At 70.5% G+C, this 25,865-nt stretch carries 26 protein-coding genes and 2 tRNA genes; 19 read left to right on the forward strand and 9 right to left on the reverse strand.

The window, feature by feature from the left end; genetic code table 11:
• Positions 1-45: 45 nt before the first annotated feature.
• Positions 46-999, reverse strand: a complete 954-nt coding sequence (locus tag DEIGR_RS06235) for an alpha-E domain-containing protein (RefSeq protein ID WP_058976191.1) — start codon at positions 997-999, stop codon at positions 46-48.
• Positions 999-2,795, reverse strand: coding sequence for a circularly permuted type 2 ATP-grasp protein (locus DEIGR_RS06240; RefSeq protein ID WP_407638311.1), 1,797 nt, complete (start codon positions 2,793-2,795; stop codon positions 999-1,001). Before DEIGR_RS06240 ends, DEIGR_RS06235 begins: the two co-directional genes overlap by 1 nt.
• Before the next feature lie 152 nt (positions 2,796-2,947).
• Here DEIGR_RS06240 and DEIGR_RS06245 point away from each other — a divergent pair, with 152 nt between their 5' ends.
• From DEIGR_RS06245 to DEIGR_RS06255, 3 genes are all read left to right on the forward strand, one after another.
• A complete protein-coding gene (locus DEIGR_RS06245; RefSeq protein WP_058976193.1) occupies positions 2,948-3,253 on the forward strand; it encodes a hypothetical protein in 306 nt (101 codons plus the stop codon).
• Positions 3,254-3,372: 119 nt separating this feature from the next.
• Entirely contained in the window at positions 3,373-3,813 is a 441-nt protein-coding gene (locus DEIGR_RS06250) for a hypothetical protein (protein WP_058976194.1), read from the forward strand.
• Between the two features lie 217 nt (positions 3,814-4,030).
• Positions 4,031-5,119: a 3-deoxy-7-phosphoheptulonate synthase gene (locus DEIGR_RS06255; protein WP_058976195.1), complete on the forward strand. Its 1,089-nt coding sequence runs from the start codon at positions 4,031-4,033 to the stop codon at positions 5,117-5,119.
• Between the two features lie 196 nt (positions 5,120-5,315).
• Here DEIGR_RS06255 and DEIGR_RS06260 read toward each other — a convergent pair whose 3' ends face one another.
• On the reverse strand, positions 5,316-7,286 hold the full coding sequence (locus tag DEIGR_RS06260; RefSeq protein WP_058976196.1) for a carbohydrate binding domain-containing protein: 1,971 nt from the start codon (positions 7,284-7,286) through the stop codon (positions 5,316-5,318).
• Positions 7,287-7,771: 485 nt separating this feature from the next.
• Here DEIGR_RS06260 and DEIGR_RS19605 point away from each other — a divergent pair, with 485 nt between their 5' ends.
• From DEIGR_RS19605 to tmk, 10 genes are all read left to right on the forward strand, one after another.
• Complete coding sequence (locus DEIGR_RS19605; RefSeq protein ID WP_083523948.1) at positions 7,772-7,948, forward strand: DUF2256 domain-containing protein; 177 nt, start codon at positions 7,772-7,774, stop codon at positions 7,946-7,948.
• Positions 7,945-8,847: a UV DNA damage repair endonuclease UvsE gene (gene uvsE, locus DEIGR_RS06265; RefSeq protein WP_058976197.1), complete on the forward strand. Its 903-nt coding sequence runs from the start codon at positions 7,945-7,947 to the stop codon at positions 8,845-8,847. Before DEIGR_RS19605 ends, uvsE begins: the two co-directional genes overlap by 4 nt.
• Positions 8,844-9,368, forward strand: coding sequence for a gluconokinase (locus DEIGR_RS06270; RefSeq protein ID WP_058976198.1), 525 nt, complete (start codon positions 8,844-8,846; stop codon positions 9,366-9,368). The genes uvsE and DEIGR_RS06270 overlap by 4 nt, the downstream gene beginning before the upstream one ends.
• 37 nt (positions 9,369-9,405) lie before the next feature.
• The gene (locus tag DEIGR_RS06275; protein WP_058976199.1) at positions 9,406-10,314 is read left to right on the forward strand and encodes a hypothetical protein; all 909 of its coding nucleotides are present in this window, start codon (positions 9,406-9,408) and stop codon (positions 10,312-10,314) included.
• Between the two features lie 42 nt (positions 10,315-10,356).
• Entirely contained in the window at positions 10,357-10,896 is a 540-nt protein-coding gene (locus tag DEIGR_RS06280; RefSeq protein ID WP_058976200.1) for a 3'-5' exonuclease, read from the forward strand.
• A gap of 55 nt (positions 10,897-10,951) precedes the next feature.
• Complete coding sequence (locus DEIGR_RS06285; RefSeq protein WP_046842813.1) at positions 10,952-11,623, forward strand: TrmB family transcriptional regulator; 672 nt, start codon at positions 10,952-10,954, stop codon at positions 11,621-11,623.
• 82 nt (positions 11,624-11,705) lie between these two features.
• A tRNA-Ala gene (locus DEIGR_RS06290) sits at positions 11,706-11,781 on the forward strand.
• Between the two features lie 34 nt (positions 11,782-11,815).
• A tRNA-Met gene (locus tag DEIGR_RS06295) sits at positions 11,816-11,892 on the forward strand.
• 107 nt (positions 11,893-11,999) lie between these two features.
• Positions 12,000-12,791 carry a Nif3-like dinuclear metal center hexameric protein gene (locus DEIGR_RS06300; RefSeq protein ID WP_058976201.1) on the forward strand — a complete coding sequence of 264 codons (792 nt, stop codon included), beginning with the start codon at positions 12,000-12,002 and terminating at the stop codon, positions 12,789-12,791.
• 17 nt (positions 12,792-12,808) lie between these two features.
• Entirely contained in the window at positions 12,809-13,429 is a 621-nt protein-coding gene (gene tmk, locus DEIGR_RS06305; RefSeq protein ID WP_058978569.1) for a dTMP kinase, read from the forward strand.
• A gap of 57 nt (positions 13,430-13,486) precedes the next feature.
• Here the strand turns inward: tmk and DEIGR_RS06310 are convergent, their stop codons facing one another.
• The 5 genes from DEIGR_RS06310 to gnd form a co-directional block, all read right to left on the reverse strand.
• Positions 13,487-14,335, reverse strand: coding sequence for a glutaminyl-peptide cyclotransferase (locus DEIGR_RS06310; protein WP_083523949.1), 849 nt, complete (start codon positions 14,333-14,335; stop codon positions 13,487-13,489).
• 78 nt (positions 14,336-14,413) lie between these two features.
• On the reverse strand, positions 14,414-15,532 hold the full coding sequence (gene queG / locus DEIGR_RS06315) for a tRNA epoxyqueuosine(34) reductase QueG (protein ID WP_058976202.1): 1,119 nt from the start codon (positions 15,530-15,532) through the stop codon (positions 14,414-14,416).
• Positions 15,533-15,766: 234 nt separating this feature from the next.
• Positions 15,767-16,711, reverse strand: a complete 945-nt coding sequence (locus DEIGR_RS06320; RefSeq protein ID WP_058976203.1) for a glucose-6-phosphate dehydrogenase assembly protein OpcA — start codon at positions 16,709-16,711, stop codon at positions 15,767-15,769.
• Positions 16,712-16,727: 16 nt separating this feature from the next.
• Positions 16,728-18,539 (reverse strand): glucose-6-phosphate dehydrogenase, encoded by a 1,812-nt coding sequence (zwf, locus tag DEIGR_RS06325; RefSeq protein ID WP_083523950.1) that lies wholly within the window; start codon positions 18,537-18,539, stop codon positions 16,728-16,730.
• A complete protein-coding gene (gnd, locus tag DEIGR_RS06330) occupies positions 18,536-19,765 on the reverse strand; it encodes a phosphogluconate dehydrogenase (NAD(+)-dependent, decarboxylating) (RefSeq protein ID WP_269083789.1) in 1,230 nt (409 codons plus the stop codon). The genes zwf and gnd overlap by 4 nt, the downstream gene beginning before the upstream one ends.
• Before the next feature lie 55 nt (positions 19,766-19,820).
• Between gnd and DEIGR_RS06335 the strand changes: the two genes are divergently transcribed.
• The 4 genes from DEIGR_RS06335 (at position 19,821) to DEIGR_RS06350 (ending at position 22,834) form a co-directional block, all read left to right on the forward strand.
• Entirely contained in the window at positions 19,821-20,294 is a 474-nt protein-coding gene (locus DEIGR_RS06335) for a MarR family winged helix-turn-helix transcriptional regulator (protein ID WP_058976205.1), read from the forward strand.
• A gap of 114 nt (positions 20,295-20,408) precedes the next feature.
• Positions 20,409-20,819, forward strand: coding sequence for a DoxX family protein (locus DEIGR_RS06340; RefSeq protein ID WP_058976206.1), 411 nt, complete (start codon positions 20,409-20,411; stop codon positions 20,817-20,819).
• A gap of 267 nt (positions 20,820-21,086) precedes the next feature.
• The gene (mqnC, locus tag DEIGR_RS06345; RefSeq protein ID WP_058976207.1) at positions 21,087-22,271 is read left to right on the forward strand and encodes a cyclic dehypoxanthinyl futalosine synthase; all 1,185 of its coding nucleotides are present in this window, start codon (positions 21,087-21,089) and stop codon (positions 22,269-22,271) included.
• A 206-nt stretch (positions 22,272-22,477) separates the two neighbouring features.
• Positions 22,478-22,834: a hypothetical protein gene (locus DEIGR_RS06350; RefSeq protein ID WP_058976208.1), complete on the forward strand. Its 357-nt coding sequence runs from the start codon at positions 22,478-22,480 to the stop codon at positions 22,832-22,834.
• 228 nt (positions 22,835-23,062) lie between these two features.
• On the opposite strand, the gene DEIGR_RS06355 is transcribed toward DEIGR_RS06350, so the two are convergent.
• Positions 23,063-23,338: a hypothetical protein gene (locus tag DEIGR_RS06355; protein ID WP_058976209.1), complete on the reverse strand. Its 276-nt coding sequence runs from the start codon at positions 23,336-23,338 to the stop codon at positions 23,063-23,065.
• Between the two features lie 573 nt (positions 23,339-23,911).
• On the opposite strand from DEIGR_RS06355, the gene DEIGR_RS06360 reads away from it, so the two are divergent.
• Together DEIGR_RS06360 and DEIGR_RS06365 are read left to right on the forward strand one after the other, a co-directional pair.
• Positions 23,912-25,198 carry a homoaconitate hydratase family protein gene (locus DEIGR_RS06360; RefSeq protein WP_058976210.1) on the forward strand — a complete coding sequence of 429 codons (1,287 nt, stop codon included), beginning with the start codon at positions 23,912-23,914 and terminating at the stop codon, positions 25,196-25,198.
• A 36-nt stretch (positions 25,199-25,234) separates the two neighbouring features.
• Positions 25,235-25,855 carry a LysE family transporter gene (locus DEIGR_RS06365; protein ID WP_236704676.1) on the forward strand — a complete coding sequence of 207 codons (621 nt, stop codon included), beginning with the start codon at positions 25,235-25,237 and terminating at the stop codon, positions 25,853-25,855.
• Positions 25,856-25,865 lie beyond the last annotated feature (10 nt).

The following is a 25,865-nucleotide window of genomic DNA, read 5'->3' on the forward strand; positions in this document are numbered from 1 at the left end:
CCGGATCTCACACCGCACCGCGACCCCTCCATGCAGGCGCGCCGCTCATTCCTGCTCGAAGTACGCCGCGGTGATCGCCGCGCCCACGCCGTTCACGTCCACCAGCAGGTCCGGCAGGCCCGGCTGCCCACCCAGCAGGATGTCGTCCACCTGCGCGAATTCCAGCCGCGCCACCAGCCAGCGCGACAGGCGCATCACCCCGGGATGCTCGCCCGGGTGGCAGCGGTCGATCTGCTCCAGCGCGTCGTGCAGGTTCTGCGCGCTGTAGCGCACGCTGCGCGGGAAGTACTCGTCGAGCAGCAGGAAGCCCGCGATCAGGCGCGGGTCGATCCCGGCGTGCACCCGCTTGCGGTACGCCTCGTAGGCGCTGGCTCCCTTGAGGACCTGCACCCAGCGCTGCTCGAGCTGCATGGCCGCCGCCGGGTCCAGCGCGCCGCCCAGCACCCCGGGCGTGAGGCGCCCCTGCAGGACCCGCAGGGTGTTGTCGGCCCGTTCGAGCATCTGCCCGGCCCGCATGAACGACCAGCCCTCGTCGCGCGGCAGGGTGGCGAACGCGATCCCGAAGAAGAACTGCGACGCCTCGCGCGCCGCCACGCAGAACTCGAACAGTCCGTCCCGGTCGAGGACATCCCCGGTCTCGAAGCACAGGTTCAGGTACGCGCGGTTCACGGCCTCCCACATCTCGCTGGGAATCCGGTCCCGCAGCCCCCGCGCGTTCGACCGGGCGTACGCGAGGCTGCTGGCGATACTCGACGGGTTCTCCCGGTCGAAGGCCAGCCACGAGCCCACGCTGCGGGTGTCCACCCGCCCGTAGCGGGCGCGCAGGGCCTCCTCGCCGCCCGTGAGGTCCAGCAGGGGCCGCCAGTGCTCCCGGGCGCTGCCCGCGGATTCCAGCGTGGCGTAGTAGTTCACGCTCAGGAGCCGCGCGGTGTTCTCCGCGCGTTCCATGTAGCGGCCCATCCAGAACAGGTTCTCGGCCAGTCGCGACAGCAGCAGCATCAGCGCTCCTCCCCGTCAGCGGCCAGCTGATCCTTCTCCAGCTGCTGCTGGAACGAGTGCAGGCCCGGACTGTCCGACGGGGCCAGCGCCGGGGGCGGCGGGACCGGCGCGCGCTGACTCTCGCCGTACGCGGCCACCTGCGCCTCGTCCGCCGCCTGCGCGCGGTGCATCGCCGCGTGGTCCGCCAGCTGCGCCAGCGACTGCGCCGAGACCTCGCCGCCCAGCGGGACCGCGCCGAAGCCCCCCTGCCACTGCGACTGAGACTGAGACTGGGACTGGGATTGCGTCTGGGACTGACCGCCCCCCGACTGGGACTGGCTCTGCGACTGGCTCTGACCCTGCGCCTGCCCGGGCGACGTATCGCCGTGCAGCAGCTGCGTCATGCCCAGCGGCGCCGCCGGACCGTCATGATCGAGCACCCAGGTGTCCTTGCTGCCCCCACCCTGCGAGCTGTTCACGACCAGACTGCCCCGGCGCAGCGCCACCCGCGTGAGGCCGCCCGGCACGATCGTCACGTCCTCACCGAACAGCACGTACGGCCGCAGGTCCACGTGCGCCGCCTCGAAGCCGCCGCTGTCCGGGTAGAAGGTCGGGTGCCGCGACAGGCCCACCACCGGCTGCGCGATGAAGTCGCGCGGATCACGCCGCACCTTCTCCAGGTACGTCTGGATCTCGTCGCGCGTGGCGGCCGGACCGATCAGCATGCCGTACCCACCGGCCTCGCCCACCGACTTGAACACCAGATCCTGCGCGTTCGCCAGCATGAACTCCAGCTGCTCGGCGTTCCAGCCCAGGTACGTGGGCACGTTGTTCAGGATCGGCGTCTCGTTCAGGTAGTAGCGGATCATGTCCGGCACGTACGCGTACACCGCCTTGTCGTCCGCGACGCCCGTCCCGATGGCGTTGGCGATCGCCACGCGCCCCTGCCGGTACACGTCCACCAGTCCCGCCACGCCCAGCGCGCTGTCCCGGCGGAACGCCAGCGGATCGAGGAAATCGTCGTCGATGCGGCGGTAGATCACGTCCACCTGCCGCCGCCCACCGGTCGTGCGCATCCACACCCGCCCGCCGTCCACGAACAGGTCACGGCCCTCGACGAGTTCCACGCCCATCTGCTGCGCGAGGTACGCGTGCTCGAAGTACGCGCTGTTGTACATGCCGGGCGTCAGCACGACCACGGTGCCGTTCTCGCGCGGGCTGCTGGCCAGCAGCAGTTTCAGCAGCGCCGACGCGTAGTGCTGCACGGGCCGCACGCCCTGGCCCTCGAACATGCCGGGGTACACGCGGGTCATCGCCTGCCGGTTGGCCAGCAGGTACGACACGCCGCTCGGCGAGCGCAGGTTGTCCTCCAGCACGAGGTACTCGCCCTGCTCGTTGCGGATCAGGTCCGTGCCCACCACGTGCGTGAAGATCCCGCCGGGCGGCAGCACGCCGTGCACCTCGCGCCGGAAGTGCGCCGAGGTGTACACCAGTTCCGCCGGGATCACGCCGTCCCCCAGGATCTGCGCGCCGCTGTAGATGTCGGTCAGAAACGCGTTCAGCGCCCGCACCCGCTGCGTCAGGCCCGACTCGATGTGCGACCACTCGCTCGCCGGGATGATGCGCGGCACCGGATCGAACGGGAACGTCCGCTCGGTGCCCTGCGCGTCCCCGTACACCGTGAACGTGATGCCCTGATTGCGGAAGGCCAGATCCAGCAGCTGATGCCGCCGCCGGAATTCATCCACGCCCAGCGCGTCCAGGTACGTCTCGACCCCCTGGTAGTGGGCGCGCGCCGCGCCGAGTGCCGTGAACATCTCATCGTAGAACCTGCTGCCCGGCTCGTACCTCATTGCTTATCCAGCCCCCCGCGTTCCTAGAGATGCACCAAGATACGCAGCCGCGCGCCGCGCCCGCGAGTCATGAGAGGCGACATGAAGAAAGCCGCACCCGGGCTACACTGCCCCCCATGACCGGAACCCCCGTTTCCCCCGACGACCGCGCCCGCCTGGACCAGGTGTTCATGCAGGTCGTCCTGGACGTCCAGGCCCAGGCGCAGCAGACCGCGCCCGCCCAGGGCGGCACCCTGGCCGCCATGTTCCACCGGGAGACCGTCAGTGACGCCCTGCAGGGCTGCGCCATGCTGATCGCCGGGTGGAACCAGGGCCGCGTGGACGACGCCGGACTGACCCGCACCACCAAGGCCCTGCGCGCCCTGGACCTGCCCGACCTGGCCGCCCGCGTGGAGAAACTCCGCCAGATCGCCGAGGCCTGAACGCCGCAGTGACCCAGCGGTGACCCAGCAGTGACCCAGCGGTGAGGTGAGCGCGTGGGGGGCACTGCCCCTGACGGGCGGGTCCGGCGAAACCCGGCAGGCAGCGCGTACCATGACGCATGCCGCTGCGATTCCTGAAACGAGGAGAGCCCGACGTCCAAGACGTGAAAGCACCCCGCACCGAGCGCTCCCGCCGCGAGGACCGCTTCGAGCAGGACCTGCGCGAGGCGCTGCGCGGCCAGAAGGTCGAGGTGCTGGGTCCGGTCGTGCTGCGCGACGTGCTGGCCTTCACGATCACCCCCGACCGGCCCAAGGGCGCGTTGGAACAGCTGTCGCAGGTGAAGGTGGACTTCGCGCTCATCAATCCGCGCACCCGGGTGCCGTTCGCGGGTCTGATCCTGTCCTCCCGCGCGTACGGCCGGGACCGCCGCCGCCCGCCCACCCCCACGACCGAGGACGCCGGGGCGCAGCGCGCCATCGTGACGGTGCTGCACCTCAACCCCAACCTGCTGCCCGACGCGGCCGCCATTCACGAGGCGCTGCGTCCCTACCTGTCGTGAGGCGCGCCCCGGCGATCCATACGACCTGTCTGCATGTGCCCTAGACCGCCTGCCGGCGCGCGCACGCTGCCGGGGCCTACACTGCGGCCCATGACGACGCGCGGCTCCTTTTATTGGTTCGGTTCCCACCGGGCCTAGTCGCGCTTGCATTCCACCCCCCGACGCCCGGTGAGCCCACAAGCCACCGGGCGCTGCCGTACACCCCAGGAGCCCCGCCATGACGCACCCCGAACCCACCATCCACGCTGGCCGCACCGAGAACCTGAACGTCAGCGGCTTCACGCCCCTGATCACCCCCCGCGCCCTGAAGGCCCGGCACCCCCTGACCCCACAGGCCGAGGCGACCGTGCTCGCGGGCCGCCGCGCCGCGCAGGACATCCTGCACGGCCGCGACGACCGGCTGCTGGTCGTGGTGGGCCCCTGCTCCATCCACGACCACGAGCAGGCGCTCGACTACGCCCGCCGCCTCGCGGGGCTGCGCGAACGCGTGAACGACCGCCTGGAAGTGCACATGCGGGTGTACGTGGACAAGCCCCGCACCACCGTCGGCTGGCGCGGCTACCTGCTCGACCCGGACATGAACGGCACGAACGACATCAACAAGGGCCTGGAACTGACCCGCAAGCTCATGGTGCAGGTCAGCGAACTGGGCCTGCCGGTCGCCACGGAACTCCTCGACCCGTTCGCGCCGCAGTACGTGTTCGACGCGGTCGCCTGGGCCTGCCTGGGTGCGCGCACCACCGAAAGCCAGACGCACCGCGTCATGAGCAGCGCCGTGTCCGCCCCGATGGGCTTCAAGAACGGCACGGGCGGCGGCATCAAACTCGCCGTGGACGCCATCGTCGCCGCGCGCGCCTCGCACGCGTTCTTCACCATCGACGACGACGGCCAGGCCTGCATCGTGCACACCCTGGGGAACCCCGACGGGCACGTCATCCTGCGCGGCGGCCGCGGCGGTCCCAACTACGCCCCGCAGTTCGTGAAGGAAGCCGCGGGGCTCATGACCGCCGCGGGCCTGACCCCGGCCGTCATGGTGGACTGCTCGCACGCCAACAGCGGCTCGGATCACACCCGCCAGAGCCTCGTGTGGCGCGACGTGCTGCACCAGCGCGCCGCCGGGCAGGACGCCGTGCGCGGCCTGATGATCGAGAGCAACCTCCGCCCCGGCAAGCAGGGCATTCCCAGCGACCTGAGCACCCTGATCCCCGGCCTGAGCGTCACGGACGCCTGCGTCGGCTGGGACGAGACCGAATCGCTGCTGCTCGAGGCGCACGCCGCGCTGGGCCGCGAGCGCGTCACGGGCTGACCCCGCAACGAACGTCCCCCACCCCGGCGCGCAGTCGGGGTGGGGGAGACGACGGTCAGGTCATACGGATTCCGTTTGTTTCGCCAACAATCCGGAACTTCACCGGATTGCCGGCTCCACGTCAGGATCCCGTTTTGCTCCTACTCGCTTCGCTCGGATTGAACGGTCTTTACAGCCCATTCAATCGGAGTCCGTATCAGGGGTTCTGCACGAGGCGGAAGTCACGGAAGCTCAGGCCGTAGCTGCTGCCCGCCGCGCCGACCGCGCCGAGGATCTGGAACTGCGCGCCGATGTTTGTCACGGGCGCCGTGAAGGTGTACGTGAAGGTCTGCTCGGTGGCGCCCAGGGCGGCCTTGCCGTCCAGGTAGCGGGCGTAGCTGCCGCCGTTCTCGCCGATGACCACGGCGACCTCGCGGGCGTCGCTGGCCCTGCCCTTGAAGGTCAGGGTGTAGGACTTCCCGGCGGTCAGGGGTACCTCGGTCTGGTTCAGCTGCACGTGCCAGTTGTTCGAGGGGTCCACGTCCTTGACGTTCAGGGTGATCACGCCGCCACTGACGCCCGTGCTCAGGCGTTCGGGCACGTTGCTCCAGGTGGTCCAGTACGCGCTGCCGGGCACGCCGGGAATGCCGGGGACGGTGGCGGTGGCGTCCTGCGTGAACGCGGCGTTGTACAGCAGGTTGCCGTCCGCGGCGGGTGGGCGCGCCCCGGCGGCCGTCCCGACGCGCCGCACGACCACGTTGTCGAACCACACCGGGCCGGTCCCGGCGTTCCCGAGGTTGAATTCCAGGCGGGCGGCGGCGTCGGTGGTGGCCTTCATGTCGAAAGTGACGGTCTTGCGTTCCTTCGTGGTGCCGATCTGCACGGGCTGCTCGCCCGAGTACGCGGCGTACCCGCGGTCCTGCCCGCCGCCGACCTTGAGCATCATGGGGCGGGCGCTCTGCGCCCAGGCGTCGAAGCTGACCTCGTACTTCCCGCCGGACTCGATGTTCAGGCCGTCCTGGCGGACCTGCACGGCGTAGTTCACGCTGCCCGCGGTGGTGACGTCGGCCTTCAGGGCCCCCGCGTCGTTGCTCAGGGTGACCTGCCCGTCACTGGTGTACAGCGTCCAGAACTTGCTGTTCGCCGCGCCGCTGAGGCTGGTCGTGTCGGGCGTGACGCGCGGGTCGGTGTCCGCCCAGTCGAAGGACCCGTTGTACACGAGGTTCCCGTCGCTCAGGGCCGGGCGGGCGGGTTTCGGCGTCCAGGGGTAGGTCATGTCGGGGCGCGGTCCGGCGCTGCCGGTCTCGTTCTGCATGCCGTACACGCGGACGTAATCCACGAGCATCTGGCCCTGGTCGGGGGTGGTCGCGTCGGGGTTCCCGTCGAAGTTGCCGCCCACGGCGAGGTTCAGCAGCAGGTAGAAGGGGCGGTCGAAGGGAGCGGGCCACGCGTTCAGGTCGGCGTCGCTGCTGGGGGGATTGTTCTTGGCGCTCCACCACTGGGTCTTCTCGCTGGTGACCTGCCCGTCGATCAGCCACTGGATCTTGCCGGGCGTCCACTGCAGGGTGTAGGTGTGCCACTGGTCCATGCTGCCCGCGTTCGGGTAGCTGGCGGTCTTGCCGGAGTAGACGTTGTTCGGCCACACGCCGCCGTAGTGGATGGTGTGCGCGACTTCGGTGGGTTTGCTGCCCCACCCCTCGGCGATGTCGATCTCGCCGTTCGCGGCCCAGCTGGCGTAGGGGCTGGGTTCCTCGGGCAGCATCCAGATGGCGGGCCAGAAGCCCTTGCCTCTGGGGAACTTCGCGCGGATCTCGAACTTGCCGTACGCGCGGCTGAACTTCCCGGCGGTGCGGACGCGGCCGGACGTCCAGTCGAAGGTGCCGGTGGTGCTGCCGGTAGGCCCAGTGATCTTCTCCTTGCGGGCGGTGATCACGAGGTTGCCGCCCTGCACGCTGACGTTGCTGGCGCGGTCGGTGTAGTACTCCAGTTCGTTGTTGCCCCATCCGGCCACGTAGTCGCTGCCGGCCATGAAGCCGTTGCCGGTCTGGTAGCCCCAGCGGCTGGTGTCGAGGCTGCTGCCGCTGAATTCGTCCTGCCAGACGGGTGTGGCGGTGCTGGCGCCGGTGAGGTTGCACGCGCCGAGCAGCAGCGTGACGGGCAGCAGGAGGATCAGGGAGGATCGGGGCATGGGTGGGCTCCTTCGCGCGCGGGGCGCAGGCGGGTGGGCGCAGGGCAGCGGGGGCGCCGCGCCCGGTGTAGGGCGTGATGGCGGCGGGGACCCCGGCGGGGTGGGGTCGGCGGACGGTGGATTCACCGGAGCGTAAGCCAATCTGAAAGCGCTGTCAAGAATGCGGGTCACCGCAAGATTCCCGCGCCAGACCGCCGAATCCGGCCGCCGGGCGAACGAATGGACCTGACCCGCCATGGCCGCGGCGGACACCACCCGCCCGGGCGCCGCAGGCCAGACCGGCGGCAGAGGCCATGCAGCACGGCGCGCAGGGCGCAGGCCCACCGACCGGTGGCACGCCCGGCCCAGGCTGCCCCGCGCCGCCGGATGGGCCCACGGAAGCTGAATACGTTTTCTCACCGAACGAACCTGGGGAGCGGCCCCCGTGAAGGGAACTTCACCCCCGGCTACGGAAGCCCGGCCCCCACCGCGCCATGCTGGGGGGTATGCCTCGCCCGGAACGCACCTTCGGCGGCGGACGCCCGCCCAGCCAGCGCCCCAGCAAAACCTGCGCCCACTGCGGCCTGCCCTTCACGTGGCGCAAGAAGTGGGAACGCGACTGGGACACCGTCAAGTACTGCTCCGACCGCTGCCGCTCGGCCGCGAAACGCAGGACCGGATGACCGGCCCCGCCTACGGCCTCGTGTGCCTGACCACCGGGCCCGAGATCCGCTTCCGGACCACCACCCTCACCCGCTACCGCGCCCTGAACCCGGACCAGCGGTACGGCACGCTGCTCGAACTGTACGCCGACAACGTCGCCCGCGTGCGCCGCGCCGCCGACTACTGCGCCGCGCGCGGCATCCGCCTGTACCGCCTGAGTTCCAGCCTCTTTCCCATGCTGGACCTGGACGGGGACGACACCGGCGCGCAGGTCCTCACCCACCTCGCGCCGCAGCTGCGGGACGCCGGGCACGCCTTCCAGGACCACGGCGTCCGCGTCCTGATGCACCCCGAGCAGTTCATCGTGCTGAACAGCGACCGCCCCGAGGTCAGGGAGAGCAGCCTGCGCGCCATCACCACCCACGCGCAGGTCATGGACGCCCTGAACCTGGAGCGCAGCACCTGGAACCTCCTGCTCCTGCACGGCGGCAAGGGCGGCCGCGCCCGGGAGTTGCAGGCGATCATCCCCGACCTGCCCGACGCGGTCCGCCTGCGCCTGGGCCTGGAGAACGACGAGCGCGCCTACAGCCCCCGCGACCTGCTGCCCGTCTGCGAGGCCACCGGCACCCCACTGATCTTCGACGCGCACCACCACGTCGTCCACGATCGCCTGCCCGATCAGGAGGACCCCAGCGTGCGCGAGTGTGTGCTGGCCGCCCGGCGCACCTGGACGCCGCCGGAGTGGCAGGTCGTGCACCTGAGCAACGGCCTGGACGGCCCACAGGACCGCCGCCACAGCTGGCTGATCGATCAGGTGCCCAGCGCGTACCACGACGTCCCCTGGATCGAGGTGGAAGCCAAGGGCAAGGAGGAAGCCCTGGTCGCCCTGGGGGCCTGCGCCCCCACCCTGACCGCGTGAGCCCCGCCGACAGTCCCCTGAGCGTGGTCGTCCAGCGCGTGATCGTCATGGGGGTCTCCGGCAGCGGCAAGAGCACCCTGGGCCGCGCCCTGGGCGCCGCGCTGCACGCCCCCTTCTTGGACGGCGACGACTACCACACTCCCCAGGCCCGCGCGCGCATGCACGCCGGGCATGGCCTGACCGACGCCGACCGCGCCCCCTGGCTGGCCCGGCTGCGCGCCGAACTGGATGCCCAGGGGCGCGTGGTGCTGGCCTGCTCGGCCCTGAAACGCACCTACCGCGACGCGCTGCGCGCCCCAGGCACCCGGTTCCTGTACCTGGACGTCCCCGAACCCCTGCTGGCCACCCGCCTGCGCCAGCGGCCCGGGCACTACGCCGGGGCGGACCTGCTCCCCTCGCAGCTCGCCACGCTGGAGGCCCCGCAGGGGGGCGAGCACGACGTCCTCACCCTGCCCGTCACGGCGAGCACCACCCCGTCTGGACTGCTAGCACAGGCCCTCACTGCACTCAAGGTCACCTGAGGCAGCGCCGCCCGATCCCACCACCTACGCTGCGGACATGCCCCGACTCCTCCGCTCCCTTCCCGCCCTGCTGCTCGCCCCCGCCAGCGCCGCCGGGATCATCGGCAGCAGCGTCACGACCACCCAGATTCAGCAGTCCGCCTTCTGCCAGCAGTACACCTGCGGCGAACCATTCGTGCGGGGCCGCGACTGGCAGTACCCGTTCACCCGCTACCAGGGCCTGACCGTCACCCGCGAATCCGGCGAGCCCGGCAGCCGCGTCGTCAGCGTCCAGCTGTGGGTCCGCAATGACGGGCTGAACGCCACCGCCGACCGGCAGGCCTTCCAGCAGATGCAGAAACTCGCCCTGGGATACGTCCCGTACACCGGCCCGGTCGAACCCTGCTACGCCGCCATGAGCACACGCACCCTCGTCAAGGCTCCGGACGAACGCGCCACAGGCGTCACCTGCGAACTGTGGGACAGCACAACCGACTTCACCGTCAATGCCGACCCGGCCTACATGACCCGCACCGCGCCCGCCCCGGTCACGATCAGCAGCGGCCCCACCAAGCTGAACACCTGGGCCTTCACCACCTGCGTGGGCGCTGGCGGCACGAACAGCTACCTGACCATGGGCGAGGCCGCGCGCTGCACCCTGCGCGTCACCACCAAGGGCGAGCAGAGCGCCGTCGTGAAGGCCGAACTCCAGTACGAGATCGAGTACGTCCAGAACGGCCAGTACGTCAAGAAACTCCTGCCCGAGAAGGAACTGTGGCTGCCGGGCCGCGCGCCCGGCCCGCTCGACCCGCGCCTGACCCAGCAGGGCCGCGCGATCGACCTGAACGTCAGCCTCGCCGTGAAGAAGGTCCCGGGCCGCCGCGTGACCAGCGTGAACACCATCGCCCGGCTGACCTTCGCGAACGGCGCGGTCAAGACCGCGTACGAACCCCTGCTGGTCCGCTGACCCGCGCCCCACCCGCGCCCCGCACGCGCTACCCTGCGGGGCGTGAATGTTGTCGTGTTCGACCTGGAAACCACGGGCCTCTCGCCGGAACGGGACGGCATCGTCGAGATCGGCGCGGTGCGCATCGTGGACGGACAGGTGGACGAGACGCAACGCTACGAGACCCTGGTGCGCCCCACCACCGCCGACGGCAGCACCATGCTGATCCCCTGGCGGGCCGAGCAGGTGCACGGCATCAGCAACGACATGGTCCGCGCCGCCCCGACCATCACCGAGGTCCTGCCCGAATTCCTGGAATTCGTGAACGGCTGGCCGGTCGTGGCGCACAACATCGGCTTCGACGCCGGATTCATGCGCGCCAACGCCGCCCGCGCCGGCCTGAACTGGAACCCGCAGGCGGAACTGTGCACCGTGCAGCTCTCCCGCCGCGCCTTCCCGAAGGAACGCGCGCACAACCTGACGGTCCTGGCCGAGCGGCTGGGCCTGAACTTCGCGCCCGGCGGCCGCCACCGCTCGTTCGGGGACGTGCAGGTCACCGCGCAGGCGTACCTGCGCCTGATGGAACGGCTGCGCGGCGCCTGACCCGGCGGGCCGCGCGTGGGCGCCGCAGCCAGCGCATCCCGTATGCTGAGGCGTAATGAGCGCCGTGATCCACCTGCAAGCGCTCGGGCTGACCGAGTACGAGGCCCGTGCCTACACCGCCCTGCTGGCCCTGGGCCGCGCCGTCCCGGCCCGCGTGGCCCGGCAGGCCGGCATTCCCCGGCCCAAGATCTACGAGACCCTCGAACGGCTCGAGGGCCGCGGCCTGGCCGCCAAGGTCGGACAGAACCCCCTGGAGTACGCGCCGCTCAGCGCCCGCGAGTACCTCGCCCGCGCCCGGCGCGCCTTCGATGACCGCCTCGGCGCCCTGGACCGCGACCTGTCCCGCCTCGCCCCGGACCCCGCACCGGAAGCGGTGTACCACCTGTACGGCGAGGCCGCCATCCGCAGCCTGTGCGAGGACCTCACCCTGAACGCCCGCCGCAGCCTGTTCATGGCCGGTGAAGCCAGCTTCGCCGACCGCCTGGAACGCCTCAGCCCGCGCGGCGTGGACCTGTACCGCACGCCCCTGACGAACCTGCCGGCCATCGCCGCGCCCGGCCAGCGCGCGTTCCTGCTCGCCCGCGACGGCGAGGCCGCCCTGGTCGCCCACTTCATCGACGAGGGCGGTGTCGGCGAGGCGCACGGCGTGCACACCCACAACCCCGTGATCATCCACCTGATCGAGGGGTACGTGCAGCTGGCCGCGCAGCAGCTCCAGCCGCGCTGACCACGCCCCGCACGGCGTATTGACAGCCCGGGAGGTCGCTGCTAGCATAGCTGAGCCTCAAACGGGGCAGCAAGGCAAGCGAGGGGCTGTGGCGCAGTTGGGAGCGCGTCTGAATGGCATTCAGAAGGTCAGGGGTTCGAATCCCCTCAGCTCCACCAGAAGGTGCCCCGCACGCACGCGGGGCTTTTTCAAGGCGATGTAGCTCAGCTGGTTAGAGCGAACGACTCATAATCGTTAGGTCCCCGGTTCAAGTCCGGGCATCGCCACCAAGAGAACTCCGACCCCCACCGGGTCGGGGTTTTTGCCTGTCCTGGGGCGTGCCTGCGTGTGTGACCGCACCCTGCGCGCCTACGGCGGCGGGCCTAGAATACCTGCCATGTCGTATGTCTCCCTGACTCCCACGCGCGGCGAGGTGCCGCGTGACACCCTGGTCCGCTGGCTGAACGAGTACCTGAACGTGGGGGCGTTCAAGGACCCCAGCCTGAACGGCCTGCAGATCGAGGGCACCGGCACGGTGCGGCGCGTGGCGGTCGCGGTGGACAGCAGCCTGAAGACCATCCAGCACGCGGCGGACAGCGGCGCGGACCTGCTGATCACGCACCACGGGCTGTTCTGGGGCGACCCGCTGGCCCTGAGCGGCCCGCACCGTGAACGGGTCCGCACGGCGCTCATGGCGGACCTGAACCTGTACGTGTCGCACATCCCGCTGGACGCGCACCCGGTCGTGGGGAACAACGCGATGATCGCGCAGGCACTGACCCTGCAGAACACCGAACCGTTCGGCGAGTGGGCGGGCGGGAAGATCGGCATTGCCGGCGAGCTGCCCTTCGAGCAGTCCCTGCAGGACTTCGCGGACCGCGTGCAGAAACTCACCGGGGAGATCTGCCTCGTGCACGGGGGCGGGCGCTCCCCGACCGTGCGGCGCCTGGGGGTCCTGAGCGGCAGCGGCGCGGGCAGCATCGCCGAGGCCGCCGCGATGGGCCTGGACACCCTGCTGACCGGCGAGCCCGAGCACAAGCACTTCCATGACGCCTTCGAGTACGGCGTGAACGTGATCTACGCCGGGCACTACGAGACCGAGGTGTTCGGCGTGCGCGCCCTGGCCGCCCGCCTGGAAGACGAGTTCGGGCTGGCGTGGCAGTTCCTGCATCACCCCACCGGCCTGTGAATCGGCCTGTGACGCCGCTGCACCCGGGCCTGTTCGTCAGCTTCGAGGGGCCCGAGGGAGCCGGGAAGAGCACGCAGCTCGCCCGGCTGGCCGCGCGCCTGAACAGCCGCGGCACGCCGCACCGCCTGACCCGCGAGCCCGGCGGGACGCCCCTGGGCACGCGGGTGCGCGAGGTGCTGCTCGACCCCGCGCTGACCATCGACCCGCTGCCGGAATTCCTGCTGTACTCCGCGAGCCGCGCGCAACTCGTGGCGAACGAGATCCGACCGGCGCTGAACCGGGGCGAGGTCGTCGTGTGTGACCGCTACGCCGATTCCAGCCTCGCGTACCAGGGGGCGGGGCGCGGGCTGCCCGTGAACCTCCTGCGGGAGATCACGCTGGCCGCCACGGACGGCCTCACGCCGGACCTGACGGTGTTGCTCGACCTGGACCCGCAGGTGGGTCTGGAACGCGCCGCGCGGCGCGGGCAGCCCGACCGGCTGGAGCAGGCGGACCTGGACTTCCACCGCCGGGTGCGCGCCGGGTTCCTGCACCTCGCGGAGCAGACGCCCACGCGCTTCCTGGTGCTGGACGCTACCCGCCCGGCCGACGACCTGTCGGACGCGATCTGGCAGGCGGTGCAGGCGCGCCTGCCCTGACCGCGCGGCAGCGCAGAGGGAGCGGCCGATCAGTGGCCGCCCCCTCCTGCGGTCAGGTCAGCGCCGGGTGCGGGCGCGGCCGGTCGTGGCAGGGTCCTCGGGTTTCACGCCCGGCAGTTTCACCTCGAACAGGGTCGGCCAGCGTTTGCCGGTCAGCAGCAGCGTGCCGCGCTCGGGCACGAACGCGATCCCGTTGGGCACGTCGTCGAAGGTCAGGGTGTGCCCGGCCCTCGCGGCGGCCGCGCTGACCTCGCGGGTCAGGGCGGAAACGTCGATCCAGGCGGTGACCTTCCCGGTCTGCGGGTCGATCCGCGCGACGCGGTCGGTCAGCCACACGTTCGCGTACACGCTGCCCTGCACGTACTCCAGCTCGTTCAGGTTCTTCACGGGCTGCCCGGCGTCCGTGACCTGCACGCTCCGCTTGATCCGGAAGGTTTTCGGGTCGCGCCACACCAGCGTCGGCGAGCCGTTGCTCATGATCAGCGCCCTGCCGTCGGTGGTCAGGCCCCAGCCCTCGCCGCTGTAGCGGTAGCGGCCGGTCTCCTTGAGGGTCGCCGCGTCGAAGGTGACGGCCACGCCGTCCTCCCAGGTGAGGTGGTACGCCACGCCGTTCAGCGCCGTGACCCCCTCACCGAACGCGCCCGCGATGGGGGTGGCGACCCGCGCGAAGACCTTCCCGGTCTTCAGGTCCACGCGCCGCACCCCGGACTGCCCGACGACGCCGGTGCTTTCCAGCAGCGTGCCGCCCCCCAGGTACTGCAGGCCCTGCGTGAACGCCGCGCGGTCGTGGGGGTAACGGGCGGTCACGGTGGGCGTCAGGACCGGCGTGCCGACCGACTGGGCGGCAGAGGGGGACGCCGACAGGGTCAGCAGCAGGCAGGGAAGCAGGAGGGCACCGGAACGCACGCCCACATGGTAGCGGGCCCTGGCCGGGACGCGCGGAGGCGTCTGCCCGCACGCGGATTGATGAAGGCCGCCCGAAGGTCAGGGACGTGTGGGGGTGGTGCCCAGGGCGTGTCCGGCCGCCTCGCGCACCGCCTCGTGCGGGTCGTCCAGCAGCGGCGCCAGACGGCCGGTCTCGCCCCACTGCCCCAGCGCCCAGGCGGCCGCCTCCCGCACCTCCCAGGCGGGGTCCTGCGCGCCCGCGAGGAGCAGTGGCCAGCCCTGCGGCGCGCGGGTGTTCCCCAGGACCGTCAGCGCGTTGCGGGCCATGCCCTTGCGCCGGGGGCGCAGGAACGCCGTGCCCGTCCACTGCCGCTCGAACTCCCGCTCGCTGACCCCGAAAAAACGGGTCAGGTCCGGGTGCGCCAGTTCCGGGTCCGGTTTCAGCAGCTGCGCCAGCGGGCCCGCCTTCAGGGTCCACGGACAGACCTCGCTGCACACGTCACAGCCGAACAGCCACTCGCCCATCCCGGGCCGCAGCTCGGGCGGGACCGGCCCGCGGTGCTCGATGGTCAGGTACGACACGCAGCGCCGGGCGTCGATCGCGCGGTCCGGGCCGATCGCGGCAGTGGGGCAGGCGATCACGCAGCGCGTGCAGCGCCCACAGCGGTCCGGGTGGGCCTCCGCCCCGCTGGGGTGCGGCAGGTCGGTCAGCAGGACCGCCAGCGTCACGAATGCGCCCAGCCGCGTGCTGATCAGCATCCCGGACTTCCCGCGCCAGCCCAGGAACGCCCCCGAAGCGAACAGCCGCTCCATGACGGGCCCGTGATCCACGTACCCGCGCGCCCGCACGCCCAGCCGCGCCGCCTCCGCCTCCAGGCGCGACAGGACCGGCTGCAGCTGATCGTGGTAGTCCGGCGTCCACGCGTAGCGGGCCACGCGGCCCACCCGCACACCCCCCTCTGGCACGGGCGGCGGCGCGAACGCGTGCGACACGCCCAGCACGAGCACGCTCTGCACACCCTCCAGGCGCTGCGAGGGATCGGCCCGCACCGGCAGTTGCCGCTCCAGGTAACCCATGCCCGCGTGCCGCCCCGCCGCCAGCCACCCCGCGTACTCGTCCACCGCCGCGCGCGGCACCTGCGCCGGAGCCCACCCCACGGCGTCCGCCCCCAGGCTCAGGGCGAGGTCGTGCAGCCGGTCATGGGGCGAGGCGCTCATCGCCGCGCAGTATGCCGCGCCGCCCGCACCGGAAAGGGGAGAGGCCGCACCGCTGTCAGGGTGCGGCCCATTCATCGTCGTGCGGCTTCCGTCTGTTTCGTTGACAACCCGGAAATACACCGGGTTGTCAACTCCACGTCCGGAACCCGCTTTGCTCCTCCTCTGCTGCGCAGCTCTAAGAGTCGCATCCGTTCGGATTGAACGGCCTTGCAAGCCATTCAATCGGAGTCCGTGTTACAGCGTCTCTTTCGCCAGCGCCCAGGCGCGCTCGAAGACCTCGCCGCGTTCGGGGCGGGCCATCACGCGCGCCAGCCCCTGCGCGAGGGTCATGCTGGGCACCGTGACCTCCGTGACGCGCTGCACGTCGTCCCAGTGGCAGGCGGCCAGGGTGATGTCGCCCTGCTCGGCCTTCAGGCTGAAGTGCACGCCGTCACCGCGCAGTTCGACGCCGCACAGGTCGCCGTTCTCGCGCCCGCAGCGGCCCAGCCGGAAGTCCACGGTGCTCAGGTCCGTCCAGCCCAGCGTGCTCGCGATGAACCCCGCGAACAGCCGCGCGGGCAGGTCCTTCTTCCCGGCGTGCCGGACGGTCAGGTGCGTCACGCGCCCCAGCTGCCGCGCCGCGTCCGGCGAGTCGAACAGCTGCGCCAGCGCCTCGCGCCACCCGGCCGAGCGGCTCCAGCCCAGGTCCGCCAGCGCGTAGTGCCGGGAGGGCGGGACGTCCAGCGTCAGGCTGTCCACGATCACCTGATCGGCGATCTCGGTCAGTTCGGCCAGCAGCGTGCCCTCGGGGCGGCTGTCCGCGCCCCACCACACGTGGTTCACGGTCGCCGGGCGGATCAGCGGCAGGATCGCGCCCTGGAGCTGCTCGGGGCTGGCCTCCAGCGTCAGGCGTTCCACGTACAGCCCGCCCGTCTGCGGCACGAGCGCGGCGTGCACGGTCAGGTCGTCGGTGCCGTCCATCACGCCGATGATCTGCCGCCCCGCGTAGCGGCCCTCCAGGCCCGCGAGGGCCTCCTGCACGCGGCCCAGGTGCCGCTTCACGGTCAGGGCGATCATGTTGCCGGTGTAGGCGCGCGTCTCGACGTTCGTCTGCGCCCACAGTTCATCCAGGGTCGCCTGGGCCTTGCGGACGGTGGTGTCCACCGGGCCCAGCGGTTTCAGGTCCGTCGCGTACGTCACGCGTTCACCTCCCGGGTCACAGGCGCCGCCAGCGGCGGTCGTCGCCCATCAGGTCATCGGCCGCGTCGGGGCCCCAGGTGCCGGACGTGTAGTTCGGGAAGTCCGGACCCTCGCCCTTCCTCGGTGTGCGGGCGGGGTCGGTGTCCCACACGCTCAGGATGCCGCTGACGATCTGCCACGCCAGGTCCACCTCGTCCTCGCGCGGGAACAGCGTCGCGTCGCCCACCATCGCGTCGAGCAGCAGGCGCGAGTACGGGCTTTCGAGCTGCGCGCCGAACGCGTCGTAGCGGAAGTCCATGACGACCTCGCGCAGCACCATCTCCTGCCCCGGCGTTTTACTGCTGAATTTCAGGCTGACGCCCTCGTCCGGCTGGATGCGGAACGCGAGCACGTTGCGTTCCAGGCCGCCGGGGAAGATGCCCAGCGGGGGCCGCTTGAACACCACGGCGATCTCCGTGACCTTCTTCGGCAGCCGTTTGCCGGTGCGCAGGAAGAACGGCACGCCCTGCCAGCGCCAGTTGTCCACCTCCAGCTTCAGCGCCACGTACGTGGGCGTCACGCTGCCCTCACGCACGCCGGGCTCGTCGCGGTACCCGGGGACCTTCTCGCCATACAGGGTGCCCGCGCCGTACTGACCGCGCACGGCGACCTCCTCCACGCGCCCGCTGGGGATCTCCTTCACGGCGCGCAGCACCTTCACCTTCTCGTCGCGGATGGCGTCCGCGTCGAAGGCCGCCGGGGGTTCCATGGCGGTCAGGGCGAACAGCTGCATCAGGTGGTTCTGCAGCATGTCGCGCACCACGCCCGCCTCCTCGTAGTACCCGGCGCGGCCCTCCAGGCCCAGGTCCTCAGCGGCGGTGATCTGCACGTGATCCACGTACCCGCGGTTCCACAGCGGCTCGAAGATGGCGTTCCCGAAGCGGATCGCCATCAGGTTCTGCACCGTCTCCTTGCCCAGGTAGTGGTCGATGCGGTACACCTGCGACTCGTTCCACACGTGGTGGATCGCGTCGTTCAGCGCCCGCGCGGAGGCGAGGTCGCGCCCGAAGGGTTTCTCGATCACCAGGCGGCGCCAGCCCTCGGACTCGTCGGACAGGCCCAGGCGGCCCAGGCCGTTGCTGATCGGCTCGAACAGGCTCGGCGGGGTGCTCAGGTAGAACAGGGCGTTCTTACGCCCGCCGTGCGCCTCCTCGGCGCGGTCGAGTTCACGGCCCAGCTTGGCGTACACCTCGTCCCCGGCGAAATCCCCGAACTCGTAGTACAGCAGTTCCCGGAACTTCTCCAGGCTGCCGGGCTGGATCGCGTCGGTTTCCTTGCTGTCCTTCAGGGCCTGGATGGCGTAGTCCTTGAACTGCTCGTCCGTCATCTCCTGACGGCCCACCCCGACGATGTTGAAGGCACTGCCCAGCAGGCCGTCCTGCCACAGGCCGAACACGGCGGGCAGCAGCTTGCGTCGCGACAGGTCGCCGGTCGCGCCGAAGATCACCAGCGTCGCGGGTTCCGGCGCGCGGTTGCGGCGCATCAGCGCGCGGAAGGGATTGCTGCCGTCCTCGCCGGGAGCCCCAGCAGTGCGTTTCGGGCTGGCCTTCTTCGGGGCGGCCTTCTTCACCTTCGGGGCCGCGTCGGCCACGCCGACCTTCTGCGCGGCGACCTTGCGGTCCACGTTGTCCTGCACCTCGCTGGCCTTCACGCCCCTGGCGCGGGTGGCCTTCGCGGGGGCGGCGCTGGCGGCCTTCTTCGCCGGTGCCTTCTTGGCCGCAGGTTTCTTCGGGGCAGGCTTCTTCGCCGCGACCTTCTCGGCGCTGTCCTTCTTCGCGCCGCGGGTCATGCGTCACCCTTCACGCGCTGCTGGCCGGTCTCACCCAGCTGTTCGGCAGCGCTGCCCTCGCCCGCGCTGCCCGCGTGGCCGATGTTCTCCGGCGCGGCCACCTTGGGGTGATCGCCGGGCGCCACCTCGGGCACCAGCCCCTCCTGACGGGGGGACTCGATGGTCTTCACGGCGTGCCCGCCGAACGCGCGGCGCATCGCCGAGAGCATCTGCCCGGCGTAGCTGACCTCCTGCTGGCTGCGGAAGCGCATCTGCGTCGCCAGCGTGATCACGGGCGTCGGCACGCCCAGTTCGATGGAGTCGATGATCGTCCAGCGGCCCTCGCCACTGTCCGCCACGTAGTCCGAGAGCTTCTCGAACTCGGCCTTGTTCTGCAGCGCCTCGGCGGTCAGGTCGAGCAGCCAGGAGCGCACGACGCTGCCGTGCCGCCACAGTTCGGCGATCTGCGCCATGTCGAGGTTGAAGTCCTGGTGCGCCTTCATCAGCTCGAAGCCCTCGGCGTAGGCCTGCATCATGCCGTACTCGATGCCGTTGTGGACCATCTTCACATAGTGGCCGCTGCCCGCCGGACCCATGCGGCCCCAGCCGCGGTCGGCGGCGGGCGCGAGCGCCTCGAAGGCGGGACGCAGGCGCTCGACGGCCTCCTCGGCGCCGCCGATCATCATGGCGTAGCCTTCCTTGAGGCCCCACACGCCGCCGGACGTGCCGACGTCCACGAAGTGAATGCCCTTCTCGGCGAGTTCCTCGGCGCGGCGGATGCTGTCCTTGTAGTTGCTGTTCCCGCCGTCGATGACGATGTCGCCTGGCGCGAGGCGCCCCGCGAGGTCGTCGATGACGCTCTGGGTGATCTTCCCGGCGGGCACCATGACCCACACGGCGCGCGTGCCGGGTTCACCCAGCGAGGCGATCAGGTCGTCCATGCTGCGGGCACCACGGGCGCCCTGACGTTCGATCTGTGCGACGGATTCCTCGCTGCGGTCGTAGCCGATGACCTCGACGCCACCCTGGGTGAGGCGCAGGACCATGTTGCCGCCCATCTTGCCCAGTCCGATCATGCCTAGTTTCATGGTTGTCCTCCCGGCGTGGAAGCGCTTCCGGCCCCCAGCCTCAACGTGCTGCACTATACGTCCGCGCCGCCGCGTGACGTCCAGGGCACCACGCAGCTTCAGGCGGCATGAAGCAGAGGTCCGGCCGACAGTCAGTCGTTTGACAGAATGTCGTTGCAACGATTAACTTAGGGCCAGCGCTGACCGGACACCACCGGCCCGCTACCCTGAACCCATGCCCGACACCCCCACCCCCGGCGCGCCCGGCAGCCTGCAGCACCGCGCCTATCTCGCCCTGCAACGCCTCGCGCTGCACCAGCAACGCCAGGGCGCCGACCTGTTCCGCGACCACGGCCTCAGCGCCCCGCAGTTCAACGTCCTGCGCATCCTGCGCGGCGCCACAGACGGCGGCCTGACCTGCAGCGAGATCAGCGACCGCCTCCTCGACCACGACCCCGACGTCACCCGCCTCCTCGACCGCCTCCAGAAGGCCGGACTCGTCACCCGTGACCGCGACCGCCCCGACCGCCGCATCGTCGCCACCCGCCTCACCGACGCCGGACGCGACCTGCTGACCCGCCTCGACCCGCCCCTGACCGACCTGCACGCCCGGCAGTTCGCGCACCTGACCGACACGCAACTGCGCGACCTGATCAGCCTGGTCACCGCGGTGACCAGGGAACCCGAGGGGAACCCTCAGATTCCCTGAAACGAGCGGAGCGAGAGACCGTCAACAGACCGCAGTGGGAAGCGGAGTGGAGGAGCGTGCTGTTGGCCCCTCAACGAAGCTGGACACTGCAGTCACCCCACCGGAGGACACCCCATGACCACCCGCACCGCGCCCGCCCCCAACCCCGACCTCGCCCTGCTGCTGCTGCGCCTCGCCACCGGCCTGGTGTTCGTCATGCACGGCGCGCAGAAATTCTTCACGTACACCCTGCCCGGCACCACCCAGGCCTTCACGCAGATGGGCGTACCCGTCCCCGGCATCAGCGCCCCCGTGGTCGCCACCGTCGAACTGCTGGGCGGCCTGCTGCTGATCCTCGGTGTGTACAGCCGCGCCGCCGGGGTGCTGCTCGCCGTGAACATGCTCGTGGCCATCGCGCTGGTGCACCTGAAGGCCGGGTTCTTCAACCCGGACGGCCTGGAATTCCCGCTCGTGCTGCTCGCCGCCAGCCTCGCCGTGGCGTTCGCCGGACCGGGCCGCCTGCGCGCCCCCATCGGACAACCCTGAGCGGAGGGGAGACGAACTCCGATTGAATGGCTTATCAAGCCGTTCAATCCGAGCGGATGCGAGGAGGAACGAAACGGATTCCGGACGTGGCGTTGGCAGATCGGTGGTGTTCCGATCTGTCAACGAAACAAACGGAATCCGTTTCACACGTCGCGCCGGGCCACGGGATCACCCCAGGCCCGGCGCGTTTCATGCTCCGGGACCCCTCCCGCCGGTTCGGTGAAAGGGGAGACCAATGCCCGCCGGGCGCGGTGCTACGCTCCGGACATGACCGCACCCGCCCCCACCCCCGCAGCGGGCGACCTGCTGCCCCGCGCCGCACGCGGCGAGCGCCTGACCCACGCCGAGATCGAGGCGCTGTACCACCAGCCCCTCCCGGACGTCGCCGCCGTCGCCCACCACCTGCGCCTCACGCGGCGCGACCAGGACACCGTCACGTTCCTGATCGACCGGAACATCAACTACACCAACATCTGCAACGTCGGCTGCAACTTCTGCGCCTTCTACCGCACCCGCCGCCAGAAAGACAGCTACACCCTGGACTACGAGCAGATCAGCCACAAGATCCGCGAACTCGAAGCGGTGGGCGGCACCCGCATCCTGCTGCAGGGCGGCGTGAACCCCGAACTGGGCCTGGACTACTACACGGGCCTGCTGCGGCACGTCAAGGCGCACCACCCCACCATCCGCATCGACGCCTTCTCCCCGGAAGAAGTGCTGTTCATGGAGAAGACCTTCGGCCTGAGCCTCGACGCGCTGCTCGACACGCTGATCGAGGCGGGCCTCGACGGACTGCCCGGCGCGGGCGGCGAGATCCTGGAAGACGACGTGCGCGCCAAGGCCGCCCCCGCCCGCATCCGCAGCGAGGACTGGTTCCGCATCATCGACGCCGCGCAGCGCAAGGGCCTGTACACCATCGCCACCATGGTCATCGGTTTCGGCGAGACGTACGCGCAGCGCGCCAGCCACCTCCTGAAGATCCGCGAGCAGCAGGACAAGGCGAACCGCGACTACGACGGCAACGGCTTCTCCGGCTTCGCCATGTGGACCCTGCAGACCGAACACACCCGCCTGCACGGCAAGGCGCCCGGCGCGACCGCGCACGAGTACCTCCAGCAGCTCGCCATCGCCCGCATCGCGCTGGACAACATCCCCAACATCCAGGCGTCCTGGCCCGCGCAGGGCTTCAAGGTCGGGCAGGCCGCGCTGTACTACGGCGCGAACGACCTCGGAAGCACCATGCTGGAGGAGAACGTCGTCTCGGCCGCCGCCGGACACGACCGCCACCAGGCGACCGTGCGCGAACTGATCCGCATCGCCGTGGACGCCGGATTCACGCCCGCCATCCGCAACAGCCGCTTCCAGATCATCGACTGGCCCGACGCGCAGGCCATCCTGAACCGCGCCCCCGAGAACCCCGAAGGGGACCGCGCCGTCGGCTCCGCGAGCTGATCCGTCCCCGCGCGGCCCAGCCATCACGTGAGAGGCCGGGCCGCCGCCCTGCCGGAAGCGCTGGACGTGCTGGCACAGCGCGAGCCCCTCTGCCACGACCAGCTCCCAGCCCCGCCGAGCGTCCACATGAGAACGCTGACCAGATCACCTCCACTCATCCTCATGCCCGCGTGCTTTCCTGACACCTGCGCCCGGAGGAGCGCGCCGTGCCCAGCCTGGCCTACATCTTCTGCGAAACCCGCCCCCGCACCGCCGCCGCCGAGTGGACCGGCGAGGCCCGCTTCCTGCTGGACCCCCCCGGCGACCTGCTGAGCGCCCTGCACGCCGCCCCGCTGCACGACCTGGGGCACCCGGACGACCTGAGCGTGCAGGTCAGCGCCGAGGCGCTGTTCGAGGACGGCGAGATCACCGGCCGCACCACGCTGAGCGCCGCCGACCTCGCCACGCTGACCGCGCACCTGCCCGACGCGCACCACGCCCGCGTGCTCGCCTGGGCGGCCTTCGCGTACGCCCTGGACGGACAGGACCACGACGCGCGGTTCATCATCTGGTTCGTCGAATAGGCCGCAGGCCACACGGGCAGCGGACGGCCCCGCCGGGCACAGGCGGGGCCGTCCGCTGCAAGGACGGAAATCATACGGGATTCATGTGATTCCACACCATTCGGAGTCGCCCGGTGGCCCCCTCACCCTTCCGTCGCTTCGCTCCTCCCTCCCTCTCCCACCAGGGGAGAGGGGACAATGGAACGCGATCACGGTGCAAGCAAGTCAATTTAATCCCGTATCAGAGGGTCACGCCGCGCCGGGCAGGTCGGTGCCGCCGCACTCCGGCGCGGCACCGTCCAGCTGCACCTGCCGGGCGACGTCCTCCATGACGTCACCGTACAGGCGCGCCCCGAGACCCGGCAGCCACGCCAGTTCCAGCGTGACGTCCCCCAGGTCCGCGTGGACGCTGCGATGATGCCAGCCCGGCCCTTCCGCCTCCAGCACGAGCCGACCGGACTGCACGAGAATTCTCACGCGGCCCTCGTCCGTCCGCGTATCACTGAAGTGACGGATGACATTCATGCCATAAGCATACGCAGCGCCCCTGACCCGATTCATACGCCAAAGTGATGATGGCCTGACCGGTGTGCGCCCACACGGCGTTCACCGGCCCGGGCCGCGCCGCCGGACGGCCAGCACGACAGGCGGGGCGAGGTGGCCCCGGACGCGTCCGGCAGGGCGTTTCGCTGCCCGTGCGGCGCGGGGGTGCCTTGAGGTGCCGGTTCGCGCCGTCCTGTCAGGATCTGACAGCGGTTTCCAGTTCCACCCTGGGGCCAGCACCACGCCCTTCAACTCCACTTCCAACCGTTGCCTTTTTCAGATGCCCGCGCTGCTCGTTCAGGAGTATCGGAGGCTCCCTTCGCTACTCCTGAAGTCTGCTGTGACACCGCCCGCCGCGCCCGTCTACACACCTGCGTGACCTGCGCCGGACGCTCCCGTAGACTCCGGGCATGTTCAACCCACCACGACGCCGGAACGCGCCCACTGCGGTGCTTCTTCTTCGTTGGGGGCGTTGAGCGCAGCCCAGCGTTCACCCACACGCCCCCGGAAGCGAGCAGCGACCGGGGGCGTGTTTTTCCTGGGGGAGGTTTCATCATGGGAATGACGATTGCAGAGAAGATCCTCGCCGCGCACAGCGGTCACGCCCACGTGGTGCCCGGGCAGCTCATCGAGTGCCGCACCGACTGGGTGCTGTGCCATGAGATCACCACGCCCGCCGCGCTGCGCATGCTCGAGGAACGCGGGATGGATCAGGTGTTCAACCCGGATCAGATCGTCGCGGTGCCCGACCACTCCGTTCCCGCCATGAACATCAAGGCCGCGAAGATGTACCAGAAGCTCAAGAGCTGGGTGCACGAGAAGGGCATCAAGCACTTCTTCGACGTGGGCCGCGGCGGCATCGCGCACGTCGTGCTGGAGAACACCGGCCTGATGAAGCCCGGCCAGACGCTCGTCAGCGGCGACAGCCACACCTGCAACGCGGGCGCGCTGGGCACCTTCGCGACCGGCGTGGGCAGCACGGACCTCGCGGGTGCCATCTATGCCGGGAAGGTGTGGTTCAAGGTGCCCGAGACCATGCTGATCCGCGTGACCGGTCAGGCCCAGCCGGGCGTGACGCCCAAGGACATCGTGCTGGAGGTCATCAAGCGCATCGGCGCGGACGGCGCGAACTACATGGTCATGGAATGGGTCGGGGACTACATCGACAACCTGGACATGGAGGGCCGCTTCACCCTGACGAACATGGCCATCGAGGCGGGGGGCAAGACCGGGATCGTCGCCGTGGACGACACCACCCGCGCGTACATGAGCGCCCGTGGTGTCACGCCCGATCAGTACACCGAGTATCAGTCCGACGCTGACGCGAACTTCAAGGTGGTCGTCGAGGTGGATGCCTCGGCGGTCGAGCCGACTGTCGCGTACCCGCACATTCCCAGCAACGGTCGCGTGGCAGGCAGCGACCGCATCGCCGTGACGCACGCGTACGTGGGCAGCTGCACGAACGGCCGCATCAGCGACCTGCGCGACGTCGCCCGCATCCTCAAGGGCCGCAAGGTCGCCGAGGGCGTGCAGATGATCGTCGTGCCCGCCACGCAGGCCATCTGGAAACAGGCCGCCCAGGAAGGCCTGCTGGAGATCTTCGTGGACGCCGGGGCGAGCGTCAGCTACCCCAGCTGCGGCGCGTGCCTGGGCATGCACTCTGGCGTTCTGGGGCCGGACGACGTGTGCATCAGCTCCTCTAACCGCAACTTCGTGGGCCGCATGGGCGACCCCAGTGCGCAGATCTACCTCGCCAGTCCGGCCACCGTCGCCGCGAGCGCCGTCGCGGGCTTCATCAGCGACCCGCGCGCCTACAACGACACCATCAACGCCGCCGACTGATCGGCCGCGACCTACAGTCAAGGGGAGGAGAGAAGCGTGGATCTGAATATTCTGCTGGCCGTCGCGGCCATTCACACGGTCGTCCTCGTGATCCCCGGCCCGGACGTGCTGCTCGTCAGCCAGACCGCGCTGGCGCGCACCCGCCGCGCGGCCCTGCTGGCCGGACTGGGCGTGGTGCTGGGCATCGCGTGCTGGGCGGCCCTGGCCCTGCTGGGCATCGGACTGCTGTTCCAGGCGTTCCCGTGGATTCACGGCGCGGTGAAGGTCGCGGGCGGCGCGTACCTGCTGTGGATGGGCGTGAACCTCTGGCGCAGCAGCGCCCGGCCCGACTCGCAGGCCGCGCCCATCCAGGCGCCGATCAGCGACCTCGCCGCGCTGCGCGCCGGGTTCCTGACGAACATCAGCAACCCCAAGGCCGCCGTGTTCTTCGGCAGCGTGTTCAGCGGCGTGCTCGGCGCGCACGCGGGCACCGGCCTGAAACTCGCGGCGTTCGCCGTGATCGTGAGCCTCAGCGTGGGCTGGTTCGCGCTGATCGCCGCGGGGATGTCCACCGCGCCCATGCAGCGCGCCTACCTTCGCGCCCGCCGGGCCGTGGACCGCGTGGCTGGCACGCTGATGCTGGGCTTCGGCGGGCTGCTGCTCGCGTCCCGCGAGTAAGCTGGGTGCA

The sequence above is a fragment of the Deinococcus grandis genome, assembly GCF_001485435.1.
Classification (GTDB): Bacteria; Deinococcota; Deinococci; order Deinococcales; family Deinococcaceae; genus Deinococcus; species Deinococcus grandis.